Origin of the sequence: Rhizobium centroccidentale (assembly GCF_030182565.1) — a bacterium.
In the GTDB taxonomy this organism is placed as follows: domain Bacteria; phylum Pseudomonadota; class Alphaproteobacteria; order Rhizobiales; family Rhizobiaceae; genus Rhizobium.
Genome location: NZ_JAQJCG010000008.1, coordinates 206,330 through 230,049, shown reverse-complemented (window position 1 = coordinate 230,049; position 23,720 = coordinate 206,330). Strand labels below are relative to the sequence as shown.

General features: G+C 59.9%; 21 protein-coding genes. 15 read left to right on the top strand and 6 right to left on the bottom strand.

Annotated elements, in window-relative coordinates; translation table 11 throughout:
• Window positions 1–293: 293 nt before the first annotated feature.
• Window positions 294–500, bottom strand: a complete 207-nt coding sequence (locus PH562_RS13580) for a hypothetical protein (RefSeq protein ID WP_285173626.1) — start codon at window positions 498–500, stop codon at window positions 294–296.
• A gap of 523 nt (window positions 501–1,023) precedes the next feature.
• Between PH562_RS13580 and PH562_RS13575 the strand changes: the two genes are divergently transcribed.
• A complete protein-coding gene (locus PH562_RS13575; protein ID WP_285173625.1) occupies window positions 1,024–1,191 on the top strand; it encodes a hypothetical protein in 168 nt (55 codons plus the stop codon).
• Window positions 1,192–1,272: 81 nt separating this feature from the next.
• Here the strand turns inward: PH562_RS13575 and PH562_RS13570 are convergent, their stop codons facing one another.
• From PH562_RS13570 to PH562_RS13560, 3 genes are all read right to left on the bottom strand, one after another.
• Complete coding sequence (locus PH562_RS13570) at window positions 1,273–1,821, bottom strand: DUF1254 domain-containing protein (RefSeq protein ID WP_285173624.1); 549 nt, start codon at window positions 1,819–1,821, stop codon at window positions 1,273–1,275.
• Window positions 1,814–2,401, bottom strand: a complete 588-nt coding sequence (locus PH562_RS13565) for a DUF1214 domain-containing protein (protein WP_285173623.1) — start codon at window positions 2,399–2,401, stop codon at window positions 1,814–1,816. The genes PH562_RS13570 and PH562_RS13565 overlap by 8 nt, the downstream gene beginning before the upstream one ends.
• A 215-nt stretch (window positions 2,402–2,616) precedes the next feature.
• A complete protein-coding gene (locus PH562_RS13560; RefSeq protein WP_285173622.1) occupies window positions 2,617–4,836 on the bottom strand; it encodes a transglycosylase domain-containing protein in 2,220 nt (739 codons plus the stop codon).
• 168 nt (window positions 4,837–5,004) lie between these two features.
• Between PH562_RS13560 and PH562_RS13555 the strand changes: the two genes are divergently transcribed.
• On the top strand, window positions 5,005–5,493 hold the full coding sequence (locus PH562_RS13555) for a YcgN family cysteine cluster protein (protein ID WP_285173651.1): 489 nt from the start codon (window positions 5,005–5,007) through the stop codon (window positions 5,491–5,493).
• Here PH562_RS13555 and PH562_RS13550 read toward each other — a convergent pair.
• Window positions 5,471–5,800: an MmcQ/YjbR family DNA-binding protein gene (locus PH562_RS13550; RefSeq protein ID WP_285173650.1), complete on the bottom strand. Its 330-nt coding sequence runs from the start codon at window positions 5,798–5,800 to the stop codon at window positions 5,471–5,473. The genes PH562_RS13555 and PH562_RS13550 overlap by 23 nt on opposite strands.
• A 154-nt stretch (window positions 5,801–5,954) precedes the next feature.
• Between PH562_RS13550 and PH562_RS13545 the strand changes: the two genes are divergently transcribed.
• The 13 genes from PH562_RS13545 (at window position 5,955) to PH562_RS13485 (ending at window position 21,215) form a co-directional block, all read left to right on the top strand.
• The gene (locus tag PH562_RS13545) at window positions 5,955–6,263 is read left to right on the top strand and encodes a Dabb family protein (protein ID WP_113229445.1); all 309 of its coding nucleotides are present in this window, start codon (window positions 5,955–5,957) and stop codon (window positions 6,261–6,263) included.
• A 548-nt stretch (window positions 6,264–6,811) separates the two neighbouring features.
• Window positions 6,812–7,066: a hypothetical protein gene (locus PH562_RS13540; protein WP_113229446.1), complete on the top strand. Its 255-nt coding sequence runs from the start codon at window positions 6,812–6,814 to the stop codon at window positions 7,064–7,066.
• A gap of 122 nt (window positions 7,067–7,188) precedes the next feature.
• Complete coding sequence (locus PH562_RS13535) at window positions 7,189–7,860, top strand: response regulator transcription factor (RefSeq protein ID WP_015339225.1); 672 nt, start codon at window positions 7,189–7,191, stop codon at window positions 7,858–7,860.
• Window positions 7,850–9,244, top strand: coding sequence for a sensor histidine kinase (locus PH562_RS13530; protein WP_285173621.1), 1,395 nt, complete (start codon window positions 7,850–7,852; stop codon window positions 9,242–9,244). The genes PH562_RS13535 and PH562_RS13530 overlap by 11 nt, the downstream gene beginning before the upstream one ends.
• 91 nt (window positions 9,245–9,335) lie before the next feature.
• A complete protein-coding gene (locus tag PH562_RS13525; protein WP_285173620.1) occupies window positions 9,336–9,767 on the top strand; it encodes a hypothetical protein in 432 nt (143 codons plus the stop codon).
• A gap of 96 nt (window positions 9,768–9,863) precedes the next feature.
• On the top strand, window positions 9,864–11,006 hold the full coding sequence (ccmI, locus tag PH562_RS13520; RefSeq protein WP_285173619.1) for a c-type cytochrome biogenesis protein CcmI: 1,143 nt from the start codon (window positions 9,864–9,866) through the stop codon (window positions 11,004–11,006).
• Window positions 11,003–11,452 carry a cytochrome c maturation protein CcmE gene (ccmE, locus tag PH562_RS13515; protein ID WP_174174013.1) on the top strand — a complete coding sequence of 150 codons (450 nt, stop codon included), beginning with the start codon at window positions 11,003–11,005 and terminating at the stop codon, window positions 11,450–11,452. The genes ccmI and ccmE overlap by 4 nt, the downstream gene beginning before the upstream one ends.
• Window positions 11,449–13,437 carry a heme lyase CcmF/NrfE family subunit gene (locus PH562_RS13510; protein ID WP_285173618.1) on the top strand — a complete coding sequence of 663 codons (1,989 nt, stop codon included), beginning with the start codon at window positions 11,449–11,451 and terminating at the stop codon, window positions 13,435–13,437. Before ccmE ends, PH562_RS13510 begins: the two co-directional genes overlap by 4 nt.
• 107 nt (window positions 13,438–13,544) lie before the next feature.
• Window positions 13,545–14,000 carry a cytochrome c-type biogenesis protein gene (locus PH562_RS13505; protein WP_285173617.1) on the top strand — a complete coding sequence of 152 codons (456 nt, stop codon included), beginning with the start codon at window positions 13,545–13,547 and terminating at the stop codon, window positions 13,998–14,000.
• A 167-nt stretch (window positions 14,001–14,167) separates the two neighbouring features.
• Window positions 14,168–15,724: a Do family serine endopeptidase gene (locus tag PH562_RS13500; RefSeq protein ID WP_285173616.1), complete on the top strand. Its 1,557-nt coding sequence runs from the start codon at window positions 14,168–14,170 to the stop codon at window positions 15,722–15,724.
• 104 nt (window positions 15,725–15,828) lie between these two features.
• Window positions 15,829–16,587: a response regulator transcription factor gene (locus PH562_RS13495; protein WP_374815905.1), complete on the top strand. Its 759-nt coding sequence runs from the start codon at window positions 15,829–15,831 to the stop codon at window positions 16,585–16,587.
• Window positions 16,584–17,999 (top strand): sensor histidine kinase, encoded by a 1,416-nt coding sequence (locus PH562_RS13490; protein ID WP_285173615.1) that lies wholly within the window; start codon window positions 16,584–16,586, stop codon window positions 17,997–17,999. Before PH562_RS13495 ends, PH562_RS13490 begins: the two co-directional genes overlap by 4 nt.
• 255 nt (window positions 18,000–18,254) lie before the next feature.
• Window positions 18,255–21,215, top strand: coding sequence for a bifunctional [glutamine synthetase] adenylyltransferase/[glutamine synthetase]-adenylyl-L-tyrosine phosphorylase (locus PH562_RS13485; protein WP_285173614.1), 2,961 nt, complete (start codon window positions 18,255–18,257; stop codon window positions 21,213–21,215).
• Here the strand turns inward: PH562_RS13485 and PH562_RS13480 are convergent, their stop codons facing one another.
• Window positions 21,216–23,531: a PAS domain-containing sensor histidine kinase gene (locus tag PH562_RS13480; protein WP_285173613.1), complete on the bottom strand. Its 2,316-nt coding sequence runs from the start codon at window positions 23,529–23,531 to the stop codon at window positions 21,216–21,218. It abuts the gene before it with no gap.
• Window positions 23,532–23,720: the final 189 nt, after the last annotated feature.

Below are 23,720 nucleotides of genomic sequence, written 5' to 3'. Positions count from 1 at the left end.
ACGGTCGTCCTTATGTGGCTTTCGCCAAAGACTAAGGCCGGCAGGGTTAATGGTTCGTGAAAACTTTATTAAAATCCGAATAAAAATTGCGCGTTAAGCTTGCGCGAGGTGCGCAGCCGCATTTTGTCTGCATGGACGGCAGTTGGGGAGAAAGCGAGCCTGTGGAAAACCTTTCAGCGCATAGACGCCCGCAGGCAAATTCAATCTATGAGTGCTTCGGCTGCGGAGATAGTCAAAAGCAACGCTACCCGCTGCAAAGCGGAGATCCAGTCTCTTCATGCAGATAGGATTCTTCAGATGCCCTTGTGCTCGCGCAAGGCTGCGAGCAGCTTTTCCGAGGTGTTGTAGCCGGATTGAAAAAGGCCTATTGCGGCCGTAGCCGCGAACTGGGCTTCCGTACTTTTAATATCGATCCGCTTTTCCAGGCACCATCCATCCAGCGCATCGCGCAGGACGATGACATCCTCCGGTGAAAAGACGGAGCTGCCCGTCACATACATTGATTGCCCTCGAATTACGACCTTACATTACGTTAATTTTTTGTGAGCGCAAATAATATTTGTGTGACGCTTTTCTGCAACGTGGCATTCACGCTTTCTATGTGCCCGCTAGGTCATCTTGGTAGGTAAGGTCATGATATTGCTCGATTTCAGGGCAGAAACGCGTCCCGCAATTTTTCAACGGCCGATGAAACCAAAGCCGCCGTCGCGGCGTTTATAGAGCATGACAAGTGATGCCGAGAATGACGGACGACGAGAATTAGCATTCTGTTAACTGCGATATGTCTGAATTCCGATTGAAAGCAGCCATTGGCAGAATGTGATTGATGCAAAGGCAGCATGAAAGCCGAAAATCGGTGCTCATGCCACGGTGTAAGGGAAAGGCCGTGAGAAGGCGCGAATGCCTCCATTGAAGCCCAGAGACAAAGGCTGGAATGGAGGGGAGCGCTAGCCCGCTTCGGTGGCGGGCAGGGTGAAATCAAGTCGCAGGTTCATCCGTCTCGAGACATTAATGGAGACGAGAATGGCAAAGATCATATCTCTTTCGGATTGGCGATTGCGCCTGCCGCCGCGCGCCCAGAAAGAGCCGGTGGAGGCAAAGATACTGCTGTTCACCGGCGTGCGTTACGAGCATCTTGACACACCAAAGCATCGTCCCGGGACGGGGCCGAAGCGGGCAAAGGGAAAGTAAGCGCTTCAATATATGCAAGCCAAGGGCGAGTTCGCGCCGGCCTGTCATTTGCCGCCGCAAAGATCTCAACCCCCAAAGATATCAACCATTATCGAATTCGTCGCAGCCGGCCTGAGAGAGAAATTCTTGCGCCGCATCGTCGAAACTTCCCTGCGGCGCCATGGTGCGCAGCACCGCATAGCCTTGAGCCCGCGGCACTTCCACCAGGATCGATTGGGCAAGGGTGGGCGGGAGCGCCTTGCGTATGCCAGTCAGCTGGACAGGCGATGCAAGCAGCAAATCGAGCGCTCCGCCGACCGATGTGCGATCGCTCATGCTGAACACTTCATTGGATGCCGCGTCATAGATGGCAAGCGACCAGAACGGCACCTTGCCCTTCGCGGTCAAATGAACGGGCGTATCCTCGATGTCGAAAGCGCAGACGGCCGTGCGGATATAAGGATCGGTGTTGGAAAGCCCAGCATCGTCATCCTTGTCGTCGAGCATGTAGAAATGGTTCTCGTCGCCCTCATCCGAAACGCGCGTATAGGCATCCCGATCGGAGAAGTGCGGCAGCGACAGAATGATGATGATATGCAGCAGTACCGCACCGAATAGGCCGGTCAGGATCGCGAAGACGAATCTAAACATTGCCGCACCCGATCTTCTCGAGTTTCGGCATGCCAAGATCGATCAGGCCGGAATTGCTGGCCGCCGGCGAATCCAGGAGCGTCCATACCAGGCGGAAATTGCCAGATGAGGGCAAGGCGAGCCAATTGCCCGCCTGGGCTGAGGATGAAACGGTGATGTTGAAGGTCGAATCCGGCTTGCGCAGCACCACCCAGGAGTTGATGGTGGAAGGGCGACCGGCAGCGTCTTCGATCGGCCGGCCGTCATTGCCGGCGATGAAGAGGGTCCACAGCCTTGCCGGCGGCGTCTGGCCGCTGATGCGGTAGCTGCAGCTCGCCGTCAATCTCGCGCCGGCATCGTCATCGGAAGCGGTGAATACCAGCCCTTCGGCAGTACCGTAAAGCAGCCGCCCCGCACGAGCTCTATGCGATTTCGCATAAGGGTCCGCATCCGCCGTCTGCATTTCGGGGAAGGCCTGCCAGGCGCCAAGCTTGATCGCGCCAAAGCCTGATGTGGCATCCAGCGCCAGAAGCGTGAACACGATACCGCCGCCAAAGGCGATGACAAGAGAAAGCGCAACAAGAAGGGGAACTCGGAACACCCTAGGATCGTCCTCGTGACAAATCAGTGTCGATTTATTCCTGATTCTGGCGGTAGGGGAAAGGGCAAGCCACTATTTACGGCTATCTTGAGAACAATGACGAAGATCGGGAACGGCAGCGGGTATCCAAAACATGGGCTTCCGTCCTGAGGTCCGACGGCAAGTTTGCCGTCGTCATCTGCGTTGCGCCGCGGCGCATTTTCTGGGGGAGTTGGTCACTCAGGCGCCGTCGTGCTGCGATGCTCAGCCGTCGCCACCTTCTGTGCCCCGAGCGGTGTCGCGGCCTTCAGCCTTTCGCCGATATCGCGCAGGATGTTCGTGGAGTCCACCGAAAGCGAGCGTGGGCGCACCAGCGGGGGCAGACCGCCACTGGCGGGGTCGGGGGGCTTCTTGGCGGCAACGGTTTGCGGCTTCTGTACAGGGAAGGGGTTGGTGATTCCCGGGATCGGCTTCAGTACGATGCCCTGATTGGCGTAATCCATGATCTTCTTGAAGGTCATTGCCGGCAGGGTGCCGCCCGTCATGTTGTTCGTGGAGGTATAGTCGTCATTCCCGAACCAGACGGCGCAGGTGTAATTGCCGGTAAAGCCGATGAACCAGGCGTCGCGATAAGCCTGCGTGGTGCCGGTCTTGCCGCCGACCACGATGCCATTGTCGAGGGCTGCCTTGCGGCCGGTACCGATCACCGGAACCTGCGTCAGCATCTGGTTCATATAGGATGTGGCTTTTTCGCTGAGGACGCGCTTGGCCGGCTGTTCATCGTGACTGAAATCGTAGAGCACCTTGCCGTCATAGCCGGTGATCTGATCGATGCCGTGACGCCGCGACTGCATGCCGTTGGCCGGGAAGACCGCATAGGCCGTCGCCTGGTCGAGGACGGTCACTTCCGATGTGCCGATCGGAATGGTCTTGTCGTTACGGATCGGTGTCTCGACGCCCATGGCCTTGGCCATATTGCGGATCGGCTGAATGCCGAATTTCTCCTTGGCGAGCCGCACGGGGATGGTGTTGATCGATTGCGTCAGCGCCTGGGTGAGCGTCACCTTGCCTTCGTAGCGGTTTTCGTAGTTATGCGGGCTCCAGTTGCCCCAGCTGATCGGCGCATCGACGATGGTGGACGTCGGCGTCATGCCGTTTTCCATCGCGACCGAGTACGTATAGATCTTGAAGGATGAACCCGGCTGGCGCAGCGCCTTGGTCGCGCGATTGAACTGGCTTTCGCCGTAGTCGCTGCCGCCGACCATCGCGCGCACCGCGCCGCCGTTTTCGATGACGACGGAAGCGCCTTGTTTGGCCTTATAGCGCTCGCCGAACTCCATCAGACTGGATTGAACCGAATCCTCCGCCGCCTTCTGCAGCCCCATATCGATGGTGGTGCGCACGATCAGCGAGCGTTCGGGGAAGCGGGTAGCAAGCCGCTGCACCTCATCGAAGGCCCAATCGAGGAAATAGTCCGGGGATTCGATCTGGGCGCGGTCGACCACCGAAGCCGGGTTGCGCCGTGCGGCGACGACCTGTCCCTCGGTCATCAGCCCGCTCTGCACGAGATTGGACAGTACGTCGTTGGCGCGCGCACGCGCCGCCGGCAAGTTGACATGCGGCGCATATTTCGCCGGCGCCTTGAAGAGGCCGGCAAGCATCGCGGCTTCCGCCAGATTGACGTCGGTAATGCTCTTGCCGAAATAGAACTGCGCTGCCGCCGCTGCGCCGAAGGTGCCGCCGCCCATATAGGTGCGGTCGAGATAGAGGCTCAGGATCTCCTTCTTGGAGAGATTGGCCTCCAGCCAGATCGCCAGGAAGGCTTCCTTGACCTTGCGTTCGATGGAGCGCTCATTGCTGAGAAAGATGTTCTTGGCAAGCTGCTGCGTCAGCGTCGAGCCACCCTGGACGACGCCGCCGGCCTGCGCATTGACGGTGACTGCGCGGAACAGGCCAATGACGTCGATACCGAAATGATCGAAGAAGCGCCGGTCCTCGGTCGCCAGTACCGCCTTGATGAAATAATCCGGCAACTGGTCGACCGGCACGGAATTCTCGTGAATGATGCCGCGATGGCCTATGACGTTGCCGTAGCGGTCGAGGAAGGTGACGGCGAAATTGCCGCGGTTGCGCCAGTCGCCCTGCGTCGCCTCGAAGGCCGGCATGGCGAGCATCAGCATGACGACGGAGCCGGCCGTCCCCAGCGTCAGGCCTTCACCGAGCAGTTCGAAAAGAATGCGTTTCCAGCCGCGAACGCGGAAACGGCGGAAGAAGATTGTGATCTCCTCCCATGCTTGGGCGAGACCGAAACCGGCATTCCATAAAGTGGAATCGATCCATGAATCGAGGCGCAAAAAGAAATAGCGCTTCCGACGCCGCGGCTTTTCGGCCCCGTTATCCCTAGGCGTCTCGGGCTCCATCTTCGGCCCGTTTTCTGGATTGGATGGGTCTTCCACGCTCTACTTCCCGACCACATTACTGCCGCGTGTCTCCTTGTGGCACACGCAAAGCCCATTATCTCATAGAACGGCTAATTGAATAATTGGTTGATTTAGAGAAAAGAACAAGAGACATGCATGCCGCAGCCCGAATTCCTCCTCTGTCGGGTGGCGAGGACGACGATGATGACAGACGAGATACCCTTCTGGAAAAGCAAGACCCTGACGGAGATGACTTCGTCGGAATGGGAGAGCCTTTGCGACGGCTGTGGCCTCTGTTGTCTCAACAAGCTCGAGGAGTGGGATAGCGGCGACGTCTATTTCACCTCGATCCGCTGCAAGCTGATGGATGGCGAAAGCTGTCGCTGCACAAGCTATCCGAACCGCTGGGATTTCGTGCCCGACTGCGTGCAGCTGACGCCGGAGAAAGTGCCGGAGCTGGAATGGCTGCCGCCCACCTGCGCCTACCGCCTCGTCAATGAGGGCCATGATCTCTATTGGTGGCATCCGCTGATCTCGGGTGATCCGGAAACGGTGCATATCGCTGGTGTTTCCGCCAGAGGGCGCACCGTCAGCGAGAAGGATGTCGATCTTGACGATTTCGAAGATTATGTCGTCGACTGGCCGCTGACCGTCGAGGACGACATGATGCCTAATCCTCCGGCAAAGTCATAGATTTCGGCGCTGCATTCCGCCAGGCTTGGCGCATCAGTCTTTTGACCTCTTCGTTTCCGGCATCGCGATGAAAAAGTCGTGTCCACCCCTTCAGGCCCCAACCGCCTGGTACGGCGGCGACATGTTCAGGCATGATGGTCGAAGCCATCTGCTGCTGGTCCGGCGTCAGCTTGACGACGCAGAAATCCGGTCCCCGAAGTGTCATGAAGATCTTACCCCGAACACGAAAGTCGCGGGTTCCGAAGTGTGAGCTTTCTGTAGCCTCCGGAAGGCCAAGGGCAAGGGATATAAGGTCCTCGTCGGTCATGGTCGCGATGATAGCATGCCGCGCCGCCACGCGGTAAATGCCACCTGCATGACCTGCGACGAGATGGTCCAGGCAGCGAAGGGACGGTTTGTTGAATTGCTCCCACACGCATGGTATCGCGCGATGCCCTCGCATATGCACAAGGAGCCGCCTCGTGATCCGTCATATCGTCTTCTTTACCGTCCCCGATCGCGCCAAGCTTGAGGAGGTCCGTTCCGGCCTCTCGATCCTCACGGCCATTCCGCATGCGCGGCTTTTGGAGATCGGCACGAACGTCAAGACCGATCAGCTTGGAACCGAAGTCGATCTGGTAGTCTACGGCGAATTCGACGACGAGGCGGCATTGGCGGCTTACAAGGCTCATCCGAACTATCAGCGATCCATCGAGCGCGTTCGTCCGCTGCGCGAAATGCGCATTGCGGCAGACTATGAGACGGCGACGGCCGTCCGTAAACCTTTCTGAACGTCTGGCCCGGGGCAGCCTTTTCAATGGATTGAGCACACCAGCGGAATCGGATTGTTGGCAAGCGGATTTTCGGCTTGAGGTTCTTCAATCAACTTTTGAAGCCCCGGCCTCAACTTGAGAGGAAATCGTGGCAAGCGATTCAAAGGACTCAAGGAAATCGCCACGCCTTATGCCGATAAGGCGTCTTCAGGCCGGTTGCATCGGCCACGAGGGGGCACTGTCATCTCGCCCACATGAACCGATGATAAGCGAGAATGATTAAAAATGGCTAAGCCTGCGGCTCCGGATGTGGTGCCCGCGAGCGCGGACATGCATCGATTCACGCATATCGCCGATAGATTGTATTGGCGCCGCGCTGTGGAGCGACAAACGGTTGCCGTTGTCACGTTGCAGTGGATTCACATTAAATAATTTCAAAGACTTAACGCATCAGCCCGGCGCCCCTTGCGCCCGATGGATCGAAAATTACAGCCCATTCATTTGCCATTCAGACGTGTTTGGGTAAATAATCGACCAAGTTCATATCCCTGTGGGAAGTCCGAAGCATGGCCTCATTTTCAAGCATGGCAGCAGCGGCCCTCGTCCTGGCCGGCTCGTCTGTTCTGCCGGCGCCAGCGCCGACGTCGACCCTGGTCGCGCGCGCTAACAGCGATTGCAGTGAGGCAGCCGAGGAGGTCGTCGCCAAGACCGGTGGCCAGCTTCTTTCGGCACAACCTTCCGGCGACAGCTGTATCATCACCGTTCTCGTCCAGGGCAACGGCCAGCGCCCGCGCAAGGTGACGATGAAGGTGCCGATGTGATCCCCGCGCTTTTGGTGCCAACCTAAAGCCTTGAATCTTACACGAAATCTTATTGTTTCCGTGATTCCACTGCACCACGATTTGCGGTACTGTTTCTCGAACCGGGGAAATTGGATTTAGAGATGCGCATTCTCATAGTCGAAGACGATATCAACTTGAACCGTCAGCTTGCCGAGGCCTTGAAGGAGGCAGGCTATGTGGTCGATACGGCCTTTGATGGGGAGGAAGGGCATTTCCTCGGCGATACCGAACCTTATGATGCGATCATCCTCGATATCGGCTTGCCTGAAATGGACGGCATTACCGTGCTTGAAAAATGGCGCGGTGCCGGACGCACCGTGCCGGTGCTCCTCTTGACCGCCCGTGATCGCTGGAGCGACAAGGTGGCGGGCATCGACGCCGGTGCGGACGATTACGTCGCCAAGCCTTTCCATGTCGAGGAAGTGCTTGCCCGCATCCGCGCGCTCATCCGCCGCGCCGCGGGCCATGCCTCCTCGGAAATCGTCTGCGGCCCGGTGCGGCTCGACACCAAGAGCTCGAAGGCGACCGTCGACGGCAAGCCGCTCAAGCTTACGTCTCATGAATACCGGCTGCTTGCCTATCTCATGCATCACAAGGGCGAGGTCGTCTCCCGCACCGAGCTGGTCGAGCATATGTATGATCAGGATTTCGATCGGGATTCCAATACGATTGAAGTGTTTGTCGGACGCCTTCGCAAGAAGATGGGTGTCGACCTGATCGAAACGGTTCGCGGCCTTGGTTACAGAATCCAAGCTCCAACCAATGCGAATTAAGTCTCTCACCGCTCGCGTCCTGCTGCTGACCACGCTTTGGTCTGCTGTGGCGCTGGTGGTGATCGGCCTTGTCATCTCCGATATCTACCGCAAGAACGCCGAGCGCGGCTTTCAGGACCTATTGCGCGCCCAGCTCTATAACGTCATCAATTCCGTGACGATCGGTGATCAGGGTGCGCTGTCAGGCAGTCCGCAGCTTGGAGACCTCCGTTTCTCACAGCCGAAAACCGGCTGGTATTGGATAGTCGAGCCGCTCGGCACATATACGTCAACCCCCTTGGTTTCGTCGTCGCTCGGCGCGTCGAACCTGCCGGTTCTATCCGTCCTGGAAGCACCTTTCGATAAGAATTACGAGCGCTATTATATCGTCACCGACGCCTTCGGAAATCGCGTGCAGGTGGCGGAAACGGAAATCCAGTTCGATACGGACCATGCGGCTCGGTTTCGCGTCACCGGCAATGTCGCCGTGGTCGAGGATGATGTCCGCAATTTCTCCCACAGCCTCTACTTCGCACTCGTCGGCTTCGGCGTCGGCAGCTTGATCGTCAATGCGCTCGCCATTCTCTACGGCTTGAAGCCGCTCGATAAGGCGCGTGCGGCGCTGGAGCGTATCCGCGCCGGTGAAAGCGAGCGTCTGCAAGGTGACTTTCCGCGCGAGATCCTGCCGCTTGCCAATGAGATCAATGCGCTGATCGACAGTAACCGGCGTATCGTCGAGCGCGCGCGCATGCAGGTCGGCAATCTCGCACACTCGCTAAAAACGCCGATTGCGGTTCTTCTGAATGAATCCCGTGTCTTGGAGCGCTCGCATGGCGATCTGGTGAAGAACCAGGCCGAGGCGATGCAGGGTCAGGTGCAATCCTATCTCAATCGTGCCCGCATCGCCGCGCAGCGCGAATCCGTGCTGGCGCGCACCGAGGCCGAGCCGGCGCTGGAACGGCTTGTCCGCGTCATGCGACGGCTGAACGCCGACAAGGAGTTCGAACTCTCCGTCTCGCCCAATCTGGCGCTCGCCATGGAGCAGCAGGATCTGGAGGAGACGGTCGGCAATCTCCTCGAAAATGCCGCCCGCTTTGCCGAACGCAAAGTGCGTCTGGTTGCAAGCGAGGCGCCGGCCGAGATCAAGGGCATCGATCCGGCGCGGCGCCATTGGGTGGAACTGGTGGTTGAGGACGACGGTCCCGGGCTGGAACCGGATCAGATCCGCGAAGCCATGAAACGTGGGCGCAGACTGGATGAGAGCAAGCCCGGCACCGGTCTCGGTCTGTCGATCGTCAGCGAGATCACCAATGAATATCAAGGCCGTTTCGAGCTCTCCCGAGGCAGCTGGGGCGGGCTTCGCGCGAGCCTAATTTTGCCGGGCTTGACGAAGGATGTTGCGTGAAGAACGGCATGATGCCAAAAAGGCGTTGTGGGTCATGATGATGCCGCAGCGCAGTACCTATGGTTTTGCTTTTTGATACTGGTTCGGTTGTATGAAGCTTCGTACCTTTTTTCTAGTTGCCCCCTCTATTTTCACAGCGGTTGCGCTTTCAGGTTGCTCGACGACAAGTAGCCTGGGAGGCGGCAAGAGCCTGTTTTCGTCTGCGAAGCCTCCGGCTTCCGCAACCTTCATCAATGCTCTTGATGGTGGCATCGTCGAGCGCACCGGCATCAAACTCAGCGACAGCGACAAGCAGCGGGCGCTGGAAGCCGAATATCGGGCGCTTGAGACCTCGCCGCTTGGCCAACCCGTGGCATGGAAGGGCAGGAATGCGAGTGGCGAGGTTGTCCCCGCTGCGCCCTATCAGGTCGGTTCCCAGAATTGCCGACAATATACTCATATAGTCACGGTCGACGGCAAGCCGACGACGGCAAGGGGTGCGGCCTGCCGCAACGACGACGGCACTTGGACGCCGCTTGAATAAGGCGTCTGCACTGAAGGGCGCGGCCAAACGCCTCAAATCTTCGTCAGATAGCCTTTCCCGGTTGGAATAAGCGCCCCGTTAAAGTATTGGGCGTCTATGCTGTTCTGGATTCTCGTGGCCGTTCTTACGGCGGTTGTCGGCGCTGTGCTGCTCTATCCTCTTCTGCGTGGTGCGAAGGAGGCGGAGGAGCGTCGTTCCGGAGAGGCCGAGGTTTATCGCGATCAGCTTCGTGAATTGGAGCGCGATCTTGCCGGCGGCCTCATCTCCGCACAGGAGGCTGGCTATGCCCGCGCCGAAATCGGACGGCGCCTCATCACTGCTGCCAAGGATGAGAAGACAACAGTGAAATCGCCTGCGCATGGTAGCTATCGTCTTGCCCAGGCCTTCATCATCGTCCTTCTTCCGGCCGTTGGTCTCTGTCTGTATCTCGTCAATGGCGATCCCGGCCTGCCGGCGCAGCCGCTGGAAGCGCGGCTCGAAAAGCCTGGAAACGATCTCGCCATCTCGATCGTCAAGATCGAGCAGCATCTGGCCAAAAACCCGGATGATGCCAAGGGATGGGAGGTCCTGGCGCCGATCTATTTCAAGACCAACCGGATCGGCGATGCCGAGCTTGCCTATCGCAACGTCATCCGCCTGCTGGGGCCGAATGCGGCCCGGCTTGGCGATCTGGGCGAGGTGCTGGTCGTCAAGGCCAATGGCATCGTAACGGCGGAGGCGCGGGGCGTGCTGCAGCAATCCCTGGCGCTCGATGCCGCCAATCCGCGTACGCTTTTCTATCTGGCGCTCGCGCTGGAGCAAGAGGGGAAGGCGGCCGATGCGAAAACTGCCTTCGAGGCTCTCGCCAAGCAATCGCCGCCTGACGCGCCCTGGCTTGCTGTCGTTGACCAACACATCGTCAAGAATGGTGGCCAGCCGACGGCATCGGCGAACGACAAGGCACCCGGCAATCCGACCGCGGAGGATGTCGCTGCGGCCAATGCACTGAGCAGCGGCGATCGCCAGCAGATGATCCGCGGTATGGTCGATAGCCTCGATGCCAAGCTCAAGCAAGATCCGAAGAATTTCGAAGGCTGGATGCGGTTGATCCGCTCCTATGCGGTGCTGAATGATCGGGAACGCGCAGCGGATGCGTTGAAGCGCGGTCTCGCGGCCTTTCCGGCTAATGGAGGGGAGGGCCAGCAGCTTTTGGCGCTGGCGAAGGAATTGGGATTGCCGACGGAGGAGACGCAGCAATGACCCGCAAGCAGAAACGACTGGCTGTGATCGCCGGCGGCATGGGTTTCATCGCTGTTGCCGTGCTGCTCGTCCTCTTCGCCTTCAGCCAGTCGGTCGCCTATTTCTACATGCCGGCCGATCTCGCCAAAACGCCAGTCAATGCCGGCACGCTGATCCGCCTGGGCGGGCTTGTCGGGGAGGGCTCGATCGTGCGCGGTCAGGGAACGCAGGTTCAATTCTCGGTCACCGACGGCACCGATACGATCAAGGTCAAATATGACGGCATCCTGCCGGATCTATTCCGCGAAGGACAGGGTGTCGTCACCGAAGGCAAGTTCGAGCCGGGCAGCGACGTTTTCGTTGCCGACAGCGTACTCGCCAAGCATGATGAGCGCTACATGCCGAAGCAGGTCGCCGACAAGCTGAAGGCTGATGGCGTGTGGAAAGGCGAGGAGGCCAGCCAATGATCATCGAGCTCGGACACTATGCCCTGGTGCTGGCGCTCGCGACCGCGCTGATCGTCTCCATCCTGCCTGTTATCGGCGCCCGGCGCGGTGACGTGTCGATGATGAATATCGCCCCGGTCGGCGCGATCGTCATGTTTCTGCTGGTCGCCTTCTCCTTCGGCGTGCTGACCTATGCCTATGTTGCTTCCGATTTCTCCGTTCTCAACGTCTGGGCCAATTCCCACTCGCTGATGCCGCTGATCTTCAAGATCTCCGGCGTCTGGGGCAATCACGAGGGATCGATGATGCTTTGGCTGTTGATCCTGGCGCTGTTCAGTGCGCTCGTTGCGCTATACGGGCGCAATCTGCCCGACGTGCTGCGCGCTAACGTGCTCGCCGTGCAGTCGTGGATCTCCTCGGCCTTTCTGGTCTTCATTCTGCTTACCTCGAATCCGTTCCTTCGGCTCAACCCGGCGCCGGCCGAGGGCAAGGATCTTAATCCCGTCCTCCAGGATGTCGGCCTGGCGATCCATCCACCCTTGCTCTATCTCGGCTATGTCGGCTTTTCCGTCTGCTTCTCCTTCGCCGTCGCCGCACTTCTGGAAGGGCGTATCGATGCCGCCTGGGCGCGGTGGGTTCGCCCCTGGACGCTCGCTGCCTGGAGTTTCCTGACGCTCGGCATCGCCATGGGTTCTTATTGGGCCTATTACGAGCTCGGCTGGGGCGGCTGGTGGTTTTGGGACCCGGTGGAAAATGCCTCTTTCATGCCCTGGCTTGCCGGCACGGCGCTGCTGCATTCGGCTGTTGTCATGGAAAAGCGCGACGCCCTGAAGATCTGGACGGTGCTGCTGGCGATCCTCACCTTCTCGCTGTCGCTGCTTGGTACCTTCCTCGTTCGCTCAGGAGTGCTGACTTCGGTCCATTCCTTCGCCAGCGATCCGACGCGCGGTATCTTCATCCTCTGCATATTGCTGATCTTTATCGGCGGTGCCCTGTCGCTGTTTGCCCTGCGCGCCCCGAAGCTTGCCGCCGGCGGATTGTTCGCGCCAATCTCGCGCGAGGGCGCGCTGGTGCTGAACAACCTGATCCTGACGGTTGCCTGCGGCACGGTTTTGACCGGCACGCTCTATCCGCTGGCGCTCGAAACACTGACCGGTGACAAGATTTCCGTCGGCCCGCCCTTCTTCAACATGACATTCGGACTGTTGATGACCCCGATCCTCGTTGCCGTGCCGTTCGGCCCGCTGCTCGCCTGGAAGCGCGGCGATCTGCTCGGTGCGCTGCAGAGGCTTTATGTCATCGCGAGCCTGGCCTTCCTGGCCGGCCTTGTCCTGGTCTATGTCGAGCATGGTGGGCCGGTGCTTGCTGCTCTCGGCCTCGCCGCCGGTTTCTTCCTGGTCTTCGGCGCCTTGGTCGATCTCTGGTATCGCGCCGGCGTCGGCAAGGTGGCGGCGGGTGTCGCCTGGCGGCGCTTGAGCGGGCTGCCGCGCTCGGCCTTCGGCACCGCTCTTGCCCATGCGGGTCTCGGCATCACCGTACTCGGCATTGTTGCGGTGACCACCTTCGAGGGGGAGCACATCACCAGCATGAAGCCGAGTGAGACAGCCGAACTCGGCGGCTACAGCCTGCGCTTTGACGGCGTGCAGCCGGGTGTCGGCCCCAATTTCACAGAAGATCGCGCTCACTTCACCGTTAGCCGTGGCGGGGTTGCCTTTGCGGAAATGTCCTCCGCCAAGCGTGTCTTCACGGCAAGCCGCACGGCGACTACCGAATCCGGCATCCTCACGCTCGGCCTCAACCAACTCTATGTGTCAGTCGGCGATGCCGGCAAGGATGGCGCCATGGTCGTGCGCATCTGGTGGAAGCCGTTCATTCTTTGCATCTGGCTGGGCGCGCTCATCATGGCGATCGGCGGCTTCGTATCGCTCAGCGACCGTCGTCTGCGCGTCGGCGCCCCGAGCCGTAAGGCGAAACCGGCTCGTCCGACCCTGGAGCCGGCTGAATGATAGGTTTGATTGTCACACCCCCATCGGCCCCTCGGAGAGAAGGTGCCCGAAGGGCGAATGAGGGGGGATTCCGCATCAAGAATAGCGGGGCTGGAAAGAAGACAGGGGTGTTCGTCGGCTTGCTTATACTACTGGCATTGCTCTTTGCCGCGGCCCCGGCATTTGCGGTCAATCCCGATGAAGTCCTCTCCGATCCAGCCCTGGAGGCACGAGCGCGCACCATCTCGGCCGAATTGCGCTGCATGGTCTGCCAGAACCAATCCATCGATGATTCCAATGCCGATCTCGCGCGTGACCTGCGCTTGCTGGTGCGCAAGCGCCTGACCGATGGCGACACCGATCAGCAGGTGCTTGATTACATCGTCTCCCGCTATGGCGAGTTCGTGCTGCTCAAGCCGCGCCTGAGCGCGAAGACCTATATTCTCTGGGGCGCACCGATCGCGCTTTTCTTAGCAGGTGGACTAGCCCTTGCCGTCTATGCGCGTCGTCGTACCGGCAAGCCCACCGGCAACCCCCTGAGTGCCGATGAAGAGGCGCAGTTGAAAGACATCCTGGGGAAGTGACGCGGCTTCATCTTCCGTCGTCACATTGCAACGATTTCCTTACATTACAAATTTTTCATGGGGCGGACAGTTCGTTGTAAGGTGCCGTGCCCTATATCTCCATCATGATGAACCATAGCCGGTTCTGCCGGCGCCAATCCGACGAGAAAAGAGAAGGTAATTCGCATATGTTCAGGAATATCAAGGACACCTTGTCCCGCAGCACTGCTATGAAGGCTTCCGTCGTCGCCGGCCTCGCTGTCGCTGCCCTGGCAACGGGTGTTCCGGCCGTAGTCACCAGTGCCTATGCCGATGCCGTCAATGTTCAGGCGCCGCAGGTTCCGAGCTTCGCCAATGTGGTGGACGCCGTATCGCCGGCTGTCGTGTCCGTTCGCGTCGAATCTCGCGTCAACTCGGTTGCCGACGAGGATGATTCTTTCGGTCTCGGCCGCGGCTTCGATGACCTTCCGGACGATCACCCGTTGAAGAAATTCTTCCGCCAGTTCGAGCAGCAGCAGGGTCGCGGCCAGCAGCATGGCCAGAACCAGCAGAAGAATTCCGATGACAAGGGCCGCCTGCGCCCGGTCGCTCAAGGATCCGGTTTCTTCGTCTCCGAAGACGGCTACATCGTCACCAACAATCACGTCGTTTCCGATGGTGCCGCTTTCGTCGTCGTCCTCAATGACGGCACCGAACTCGACGCCAAGCTCGTCGGCAAGGATAGCCGCACCGATCTTGCTGTCCTGAAGGTCGATCCCAAGGGCAAGAAGTTCACCTATGTCGGCTGGGCCGATGACTCCAAGGTCCGCGTTGGCGATTGGGTCGTTGCCGTCGGCAATCCGTTCGGCCTTGGCGGCACGGTCACGGCCGGTATCGTCTCGGCTCGCGGCCGCGACATTCATTCCGGCCCCTATGACGATTACATCCAGATCGATGCGCCGGTGAACAAGGGCAACTCGGGTGGCCCGACTTTCAACCTCAACGGCCAAGTGGTCGGCATCAACACCGCCATCTTCTCGCAGTCGGGCGGCAGCGTTGGCATCGCCTTCGCAATTCCGGCCACGACCGCCAAGGATGTCGTAACCGACCTGATCAAGACCGGCACGGTTTCGCGCGGCTGGCTCGGCGTTCAGATCCAGCCCGTCACCAAGGACATCGCCGAATCCCTCGGCCTGTCCGAAGCAAGCGGTGCTCTGGTCGTCTCCCCGCAGGATGGCTCGCCTGGCCAGAAGGCCGGCATCAAGAATGGCGACGTCGTGACGGCGGTCAATGGCGATCCGGTGAAGGATCCGCGTGATCTCGCTCGTCGCATCGGCGCCATGCAGCCGGGCTCCAAGGTCGATGTTTCGATCTGGCGTGCTGGCAAATCGCAGTCGGTCACGGTCGAACTCGGCACGCTTCCCGCCGATCAGAACCAGGCCTCCAATGACGACTCGCAGCCGGATCAGCAGCCGCAGCAGCCGTCCTCCGAGAAGGCGCTGGCTGACCTCGGCCTCACCGTCGGCCCTTCCGACGATGGCAAGGGTGTCGCGATCACCGCTGTCGATCCCGACTCCGATGCCGCCGACAAGGGCGTGAAGGAGGGCGAGAAGATCACCTCGGTCAACAACCAGCAGGTCTCGAACGCCGGCGACATCGCCAAGGTCATCGAGCAGGCGAAGAAGGATGGCCGCACGCGCGCCCTGTTCCAGATTCAGTCCGGCAATGGCAGCCGCTTCGTCGCACTCCCGATCAATGCCGGTTGATCCTTTAAGCGAATGAAATGAATCAGGAAGCCGCGCAGGCCACGGCTTGCGCGGCTTCCTTTTTACAACATGTCAAAGATGACTGGCTCCAAGGCAGGTGAAAGATGACAACCGCTAGCCAACATGCCGTGAATTCTCCTGATTCTGGTTGTGCCGAGGCAGCGTCGGCAGGTAATGTCGCTCATATGAAGATTCTGATCATCGAAGACGATCTCGAAGCGGCGGCTTACCTTACCAAGGCGTTTCGCGAGGCCGGCATTATTGCCGATCACGCGAGCGACGGGGAGAGCGGTCTCTTCATGGCCACCGAAAACACCTATGATGTTGCCATCATAGACCGCATGCTGCCGCGCCGCGATGGCCTGTCCGTTATCAGTGAACTGCGCCGCAAGGGCGTTCATACGCCGGTTCTGATCCTCTCCGCGCTCGGCCAGGTCGATGACCGCGTCACCGGCCTGCGCGCCGGCGGCGACGATTACCTGCCGAAACCCTATGCCTTCAGTGAGCTTTTGGCGCGCGTCGAAGTGCTCGGCCGCCGCAAAGGCACGCCGGAGCAAGACGTTCTCTATCGCGTCGGCGATCTGGAACTGGACCGCCTCTCACACGAGGTGCGCCGCGGCGGCAAGGAAATCCTGCTGCAGCCGCGCGAATTTCGCCTGCTGGAATATCTGATGAAGAATGCCGGCCAGGTCGTCACCCGCACCATGCTGCTGGAAAATGTCTGGGATTATCATTTCGATCCCCAGACGAACGTCATCGACGTCCACGTTTCGCGCCTGCGCTCCAAGATCGAGAAGGATTTCAGCCAGCCACTGCTGAAGACGATCCGCGGCGCCGGATACATGATCAAGGACGAGGGATGAGTCGCTTCCGCGTCCTCTTCAAGTCCACCGCAGTCCGACTTTCAGCCCTCTATATTCTTCTTTTCTCGCTTTGCGCCGCGACGCTGGTCTTCTATGTCACGGCCATGTCCGAACGGCTGCTGACGGGACAGATCCGCGATGCCGTCCAGCAGGAGGTCAGCCAGGTCAAGCGTGCCTACGACATTGGCGGTCTGAACCTACTTCTGCGCACCATGGAGCGCCGCGCCCGCCAGCCGGGTGCCAATCTCTATGTCATTGCGGGACCTTCCGGCGACATCCTGGCTGGCAACGTCGCATCCGTACAGCCCGGTGTGCTTGGCGCGGCCGGCTGGACCGAGCTGCCTTTCTCCTATGAGCGCTACACCGACGCTTCCAACGATCCGGAGCGCCGGCACCTGGCAATTGCCAATATTTTCATTCTCGACAATGGCTTGCGCATCCTGATCGGCCGCGACCTCGGCGAGCCGGAGCGCTTCCGCGTGCTGGTGCGCCAGGCCCTGATGCTGGCGCTGGCGATCATGGGTCTCGGCGCATTGGTCATCTGGTTCGGCATCGGCCGCAACGCATTGAAGCGCATCGACCGGATGACGGATGCCAGCCGCAAGATCATGGCGGGCGATCTCTCGCAACGACTGCCGGTCGGCGGTTCTGGCGATGAGTTCGACCGCATGTCCGCTTCGCTGAATGCGATGCTCGAGCGCATCGAGAAGCTGAACGAAGGGCTGCGGCAGGTCTCCGACAATATCGCTCATGATCTCAAGACGCCGCTGACGCGCCTGCGCAACAAGGCCGCCGATGCGCTCGACAGCGCCGACAGCGAGGGGCGTCGTGTCGCCCTTGAAGGCATTATCGGCGAATCCGATCAGCTGATCCGCACCTTCAATGCTCTCCTGATGATTTCCCGTGTCGAGGCGGGGTCGGTGGCGGCCGAAATGACTGAAGCCGATCTCTCTTCCATCGTCGCCGACACAGCCGAACTTTACGAGCCGGTCGCGGAAGAGGCGGGTCTGACACTGACGGCAGATATCGAGCCGAATGTCGAAATTCAGGGCAATCGCGAGCTGATTGGTCAGGCACTCTTCAATCTCATCGACAACGCCCTCAAATATGCGACGGGCTGCAATGGCGAGCAGAAGATCATTTTCAAGCTGGCGCGCACGAACGACGCGGTGACGCTCGCAGTCGCCGATCATGGGCCGGGCATTCCGGCCCATCAACGTGCCGATGTGGTCAAGCGTTTCTTCCGTCTGGACGAAAGCCGCTCCAAGCCGGGAACCGGCCTCGGCCTTGCGCTGGTGGAGGCTGTCATGGAGCTGCACGGCGGCCGGCTCGAGCTTTCCGATACGATACCCGACAGTCCTGATGCCAAGGGATTAACGGTCACCATGATCTTCCCCATGCAGAAACAATAGGTTAATCCTGCACCAGAGCAGTTCCAGCAAAAGTGCAGAGCGGTTTTGCGTCCGGAACTGCGTAAAAACCAGAAGATGGAGCGTTTTCGCGATTCGAAGAAAAGCGGAAATGCTCTAGAGCCGGATGATTTTAGGTCGAAACGACCTAAAATCTGAATCCGCTCTAGCGTCAAAGACGTAGAGCATGATGTTGTCCGAAAACCGCTCACACTTTTCGGCATCATGCTCTATCCGCTTGCTGTTGGGGAGAACTGCATGACGACGACGCAAAGCGATTTGCTGCGGGATGTGTCAGCCGGGCGGTTGCGGCCGCTGAACCAGACGGAGACGAAATCTGCGCTTGCCGATCTCAAGCAGATCGCCGGAACGGAGCCGGTCGCCGCCGATCTCCTTGCAGGCGAGAGCGCATTGCGGGATTTCATCGTCGCGGCTCTGACCTTGTCCCCTCATTTGCGCGAAATCGCCAATCTCGAACCGTCGCTCCTCGTTGCCGCGATCGAGAAGCCGCTGTCGCCGCAGATCGAGGCTTTGGTAGAAGAGGCTCGCCGCGCCTGGCTGCCGGCGAACGGCGAAGGTGCTTCTCCTACGGAATCCGAGGTGATGAGCCGCCTGCGCATCGCCAAGCGCCGCGCAGCCTTCCTCGTTGCCCTTGCCGATCTCGCGCGCATCTATGACGGCAGGGTGACGACACGCTGGTTGAGCAGGCTTGCGGAGGCCTCGATCTCAGCGGCGATCGATCACCTGTTGCTGTCGTCGCACGAGGCCGGCAAGATCGTGGTTCCCGATCCCGCCGCCCCGAGCCGGAAATCCGGGTTGATCGTCCTCGGCATGGGCAAGCTCGGCGCCGAAGAGCTGAACTATTCCTCCGACATCGATCTGGTCGTCTTCTTTGACGAGACCGCGGGCATCGTCCACGATCCAGATGATGCCATCGACATCTTCCCGCGGCTGATGCGGCGGCTGGTGCGCATCCTTCAGGAGCGCACGGCGGATGGCTATGTCTTCCGCACCGATCTCCGCCTGCGTCCCGATCCCGGCTCGACGCCGCTCGCGATCCCTGTGGACGCTGCGATGATCTATTATGAGGGCAGGGGGCAGAACTGGGAGCGCGCTGCCTTCATCAAGGCGCGTCCGGTCGGCGGCGATATCGTCGCCGGTCAGGCCTTCCTCCGCGATCTCGTGCCCTTCGTCTTCCGTAAATATCTGGACTATGCTGCGATATCAGACATTCACTCCATCAAGCGCCAAATCCACGCGCATAAGGGACACGGCGCGATCGCGGTCAAGGGCCATAACGTCAAGCTTGGCCGCGGCGGCATTCGCGAGATCGAGTTTTTCGTGCAGACGCAACAGCTCATTGCCGGCGGCCGTATGCCGTCTCTGCGCAGCCGGTCGACGGAGGAAACGCTTTCCGAACTGACCGAGGCGAAGTGGATCGATGCGGAAACGCGCGACGAGCTGATATCGGCCTATTGGTTCCTGCGCGATGTCGAGCATCGCATCCAGATGGTGCGGGACGAGCAGACGCATCTGCTGCCGGAAACCGATGCCGAGTTAAGGCGCATCGCCTACATGATGGGCTTTGCGGACGTGTCGGCTTTTTCCGAAGCGCTGGTGACGACGTTGAAGACCGTCGAGCGCCGCTATGCGCGCCTGTTCGAGCAGGAGACCAAGCTGTCGAGCGAAACCGGCAATCTGGTCTTTACCGGCCAGGGCGACGATCCTGATACCCTGGAGACGCTACGCCGCCTAGGCTTCGATCGGCCGTCTGACATAGCCAATGTCATCCGCACCTGGCACTACGGCCGGTATCGCGCCACGCAATCCGTGGAAGCCCGCGAACGGTTGACGGAACTGACGCCGGAGCTGCTGCGTGTCTTCGGCGAAAGCAAGCGTGCCGACAAGGCGTTGTTGCGCTTCGACAGCTTTATTTCCGGCCTGCCCGCCGGCATTCAGCTCTTCTCGCTGCTCGGAACCAATCCGGCATTGCTCTCGCTCATTGTCAACATCATGTCGTCAGCACCGCGGCTTGCCGAGATCATCGCGGCCAAGCCGCATGTCTTTGATGGCATGTTGGATCCAAGGTTGATGGCCGAGTTGCCGACGCGCGATTATCTCGCCGAGCGCCTCCAGACCTTCCTTGCCCCGGCAAGGCATTATGAAGAGACGCTCGATCTCTTGCGCATCTTTGCCTCCGAACAGCGCTTCCTGATCGGCATTCGTCTGCTGACGGGCGCAATCGGTGGGGTCATGGCGGCCCGCGCCTTTACCTATCTTGCCGATCTCATCGTCGAGGCGGCGCTGGATGCCGTCATGAAGGAAATCCGGGCGGCGCACGGCGAATATCCCGGCGGCCGTGTTGCCATCGTCGGAATGGGCAAGCTCGGCAGTTTCGAGCTCTCGGCCGGTTCCGATATCGATATCATCCTGCTTTACGATTACGACGACGCGGCCAGCGAATCCGATGGTCCGAAGCCGCTCGATGCCACGCGATATTTCACGCGTATCACGCAGCGCCTGATCGCGGCGCTCTCTGCACCGACGGCCGAAGGTGTGCTCTACGAGGTCGACATGCGTTTGCGTCCCTCCGGCAACAAGGGGCCGGTCGCCACGCGCATCAATTCCTTCGAGAAGTACCAGCGGGAGGAGGCCTGGACCTGGGAGCATATGGCGCTGTCCCGGTCTCGCCTGATTTGTGGCGACGAGGAATTGGTGAACGATGCGGAGCGCATCATCGGCGAGGTTCTTTCGACAAAGAGAGATGTCGCCAAGATCGCCAGGGATGTTCGCGAGATGCGTGCCCTGATCGAACAGGAAAAGCCGTCGGAAAGCATCTGGGATCTGAAGCTGATCCCGGGCGGCCTGATCGATATCGAATTCATCGCGCAATATTTGCGGCTGACCGCGTCGGTCCGCGGCGTCGGCATCGATGCAAACGGCCTCAGCACGGCCGAAGCGTTGAAACTGCTGGGCGGCAGTCTGATGGATCGCAACGATCTCGATGTCTGCCTTAAGGCTTTGCAGCTCTATACGGAAGTGTCGCAGCTGATCCGTCTTTGCATCGACGGCACGTTCGATCCAAAAAATACGCCTTCCGGCTTGATCGAGCTGGTCTGCCGCGCCGGTGACTGCCCGGATATCCGCACACTGGAAGCAGAGCTGAAACGCCTGTCGAAGGCGGTGCGAAAGGTATTCCAGGCGACGGTCGCAAGCTGATTAGCTCTGATCGGGGATGCGGATCGCGATCACCGTGCCGGTGCCCTCGCGGGAGCGGATGCGCATGCGGCCGTGATGCAACGCGGTCAGCGATCTGGAAATGGCAAGCCCCAGGCCCGAGCCTCCCTTGCTCTTCGCATATTGGCTCTGCACCTGTTCGAAGGGCTGGCCGATCTTGCTGAGCGCCGATTTCGGAATGCCGATGCCGGTATCGGCGATGACGAGCATGACGGCATCGTCGACCCTGCGTGTACGAACTGCGATGCGGCCGCCATCATTGGTGAATTTCACCGCGTTGGAGAGCAGGTTGAGTACGATCTGCTTCATCGCCCGCCGGTCGGCATTGAGCTTGATCTCGGAGGAAATGTCCTGCTCGACGAGAATATTCTTCTGCGCAGCCGGAATGTGGGTGAAGCGCAGGCATTCCTCGATGAGCGGTGCGAGATTGATCCGCTCGCAGCTGAGCTTCATATGCCCCGCTTCGATCTTGGACATGTCGAGAATGTCGTTGATGACATTGAGCAGATGCTTGCCGCTGTCGTGAATGTCCTTGGCATATTCGTTGTAACGCGCCGAGCCGAGCGGACCGAACATCTGGTCCTGCAGGATTTCGGAGAAACCGAGGATAGCGTTGAGCGGCGTGCGCAGCTCGTGCGACATGTTGGCGAGGAATTCCGATTTGGCCCTGTTGGCGGCTTCGGCGCGTTCCTTCTCGGCGAGATAGTTGGCGTTGGCAGTCGAAAGCTCCGCCTTCTGCTTCTCAAGGATCTGCCGCGATGCAGAGAGATCATTGATCGTCGCCATCAGTCGGCGCTCGGACTCGCGAAGGCGCTCCTGGTTGCGCTTGAGCTGGGTGATGTCTGTGCCGACGGAGACAAGGCCGCCGTCGCGGGTGCGCCGTTCGTTGATCTGCAGCCAGCGCTCGTCGGCGAGCTGCACTTCCGTCGTCTGCGAATGATTGGAGCGGCCGGGATCGACGATGCGGCGCTCGATGACCGGTCGCGCCGCAGCGGCATTGACCACGGCCCGCTCGGTGCCCGGCACGAGCACATTGTCGGGCAGACCATAGGCCTGCTGGAAATGCGCGTTGCACATGACCAGGCGATCGTTCTTGTCCCACAGCACGAAAGCTTCGGAGGTGCATTCGATAGCATCGGCCAGGCGCTGGTCGGCCTCGGCATAGCGCTGCGCAAGCCGGTGCTGTTCGGTTACATCCATGGCGATGCCGATCATGTGGACGCGGCCGGAATTGGTGCGGATCACCTGGGCGCGGGCGCGCATCCAGACGTAATGTCCCTTGGCGTGGCGGATGCGCAGAATTTGGTCCACCTGGCCGGCATTGCCGCGGGTGACGGTGCGAGCGAGCATATGCAGGCTGTTGTCGTCCGGATGCATCAGCCGCGCCGCATCGGTAAAGGCGAGTGGTTTGTCGGCGACCGGCAGCCCGAGCATGTCGTACATCGACCGTGACCAGAAAAACTGGCGGCTGGTGAAATCGAAATCCCAGAGGCCACAGCGCCCGCGCGACAGTGCGGTCTCGACCCGCAGGTTGGATTCGAGGAAGATTTCGTCCGCGTCCCGGGCGCGTTTCACCTGCGTATAATAGGCATAGAGGATGACAAGCAGGATGGAGGATATGCCGGCAAACAGCGTGACATTGAGCGTCAGCTCATCGCGCCAGAGCTTCTCGATCTGATCCATCGAGGCGGCAGACAGAATGAAATCGCCCTTGTCGCCGATCAGGGAAATCGCCGCATAATAGGGCTCGCCGCCGATCATGGTCTCGATCACGTCGGCATGGTCGCCAAAACTGCGGATGGCCGACACTTCCGGAAAGAAATCGGAGACAAGCATGCCGATATAGCCGGAGCCGGCGGCCGACGAGCCGAACACCCGGCCGCTTGCCTGAACCAACAGAACGAAAGCGCCGGTGTCCAGCCGATCCTGCGGCAGATAGGAGGCCAGTTTCCGTTCTGCGCCGCTGCGGTCCCCGGCCTGAAACAGGCTCGCGTCATTCGAAAAGGCTGCGGCTGCGGCTGCGATGGAAAGCGAGGTTGCGCGGCGGGCCGATGCCGCCATCCGGCTATGTTCCGTAATCATGCCGAAGAAATGCGAGGCGGCAACGACCATCAGGAAGGACACAATGAGGACGGGAATGATGCGCTTGAGAATATGTTCCGTCTGCGGAAAACGACGTGAAATCGTTTCCATCCGCACTCCGGTTCGATCAGTAACGCCGCTATGCCAGGATTTCAGACCGTCGAAATTAACACGCAGCCGTCCATCGGCCGCGGTTGCCCGCCGCACGTCCACCATCGCTTTAGCCTTGTCCCTCGTGTGATTCGCTGCGCCGCTCGCCCGAATCTGCCTTAATGAATCATTCGTGATTCGGCTTGTCCAGAGGGTGCGGTAAAACTTTCTTAACCATCTGCGATTTCAGCATATTTTACACACGCAGCGGTAAGTTGCGCGCGGCCGGGACTCGCTGAAGCTGAAAAGGCCGAT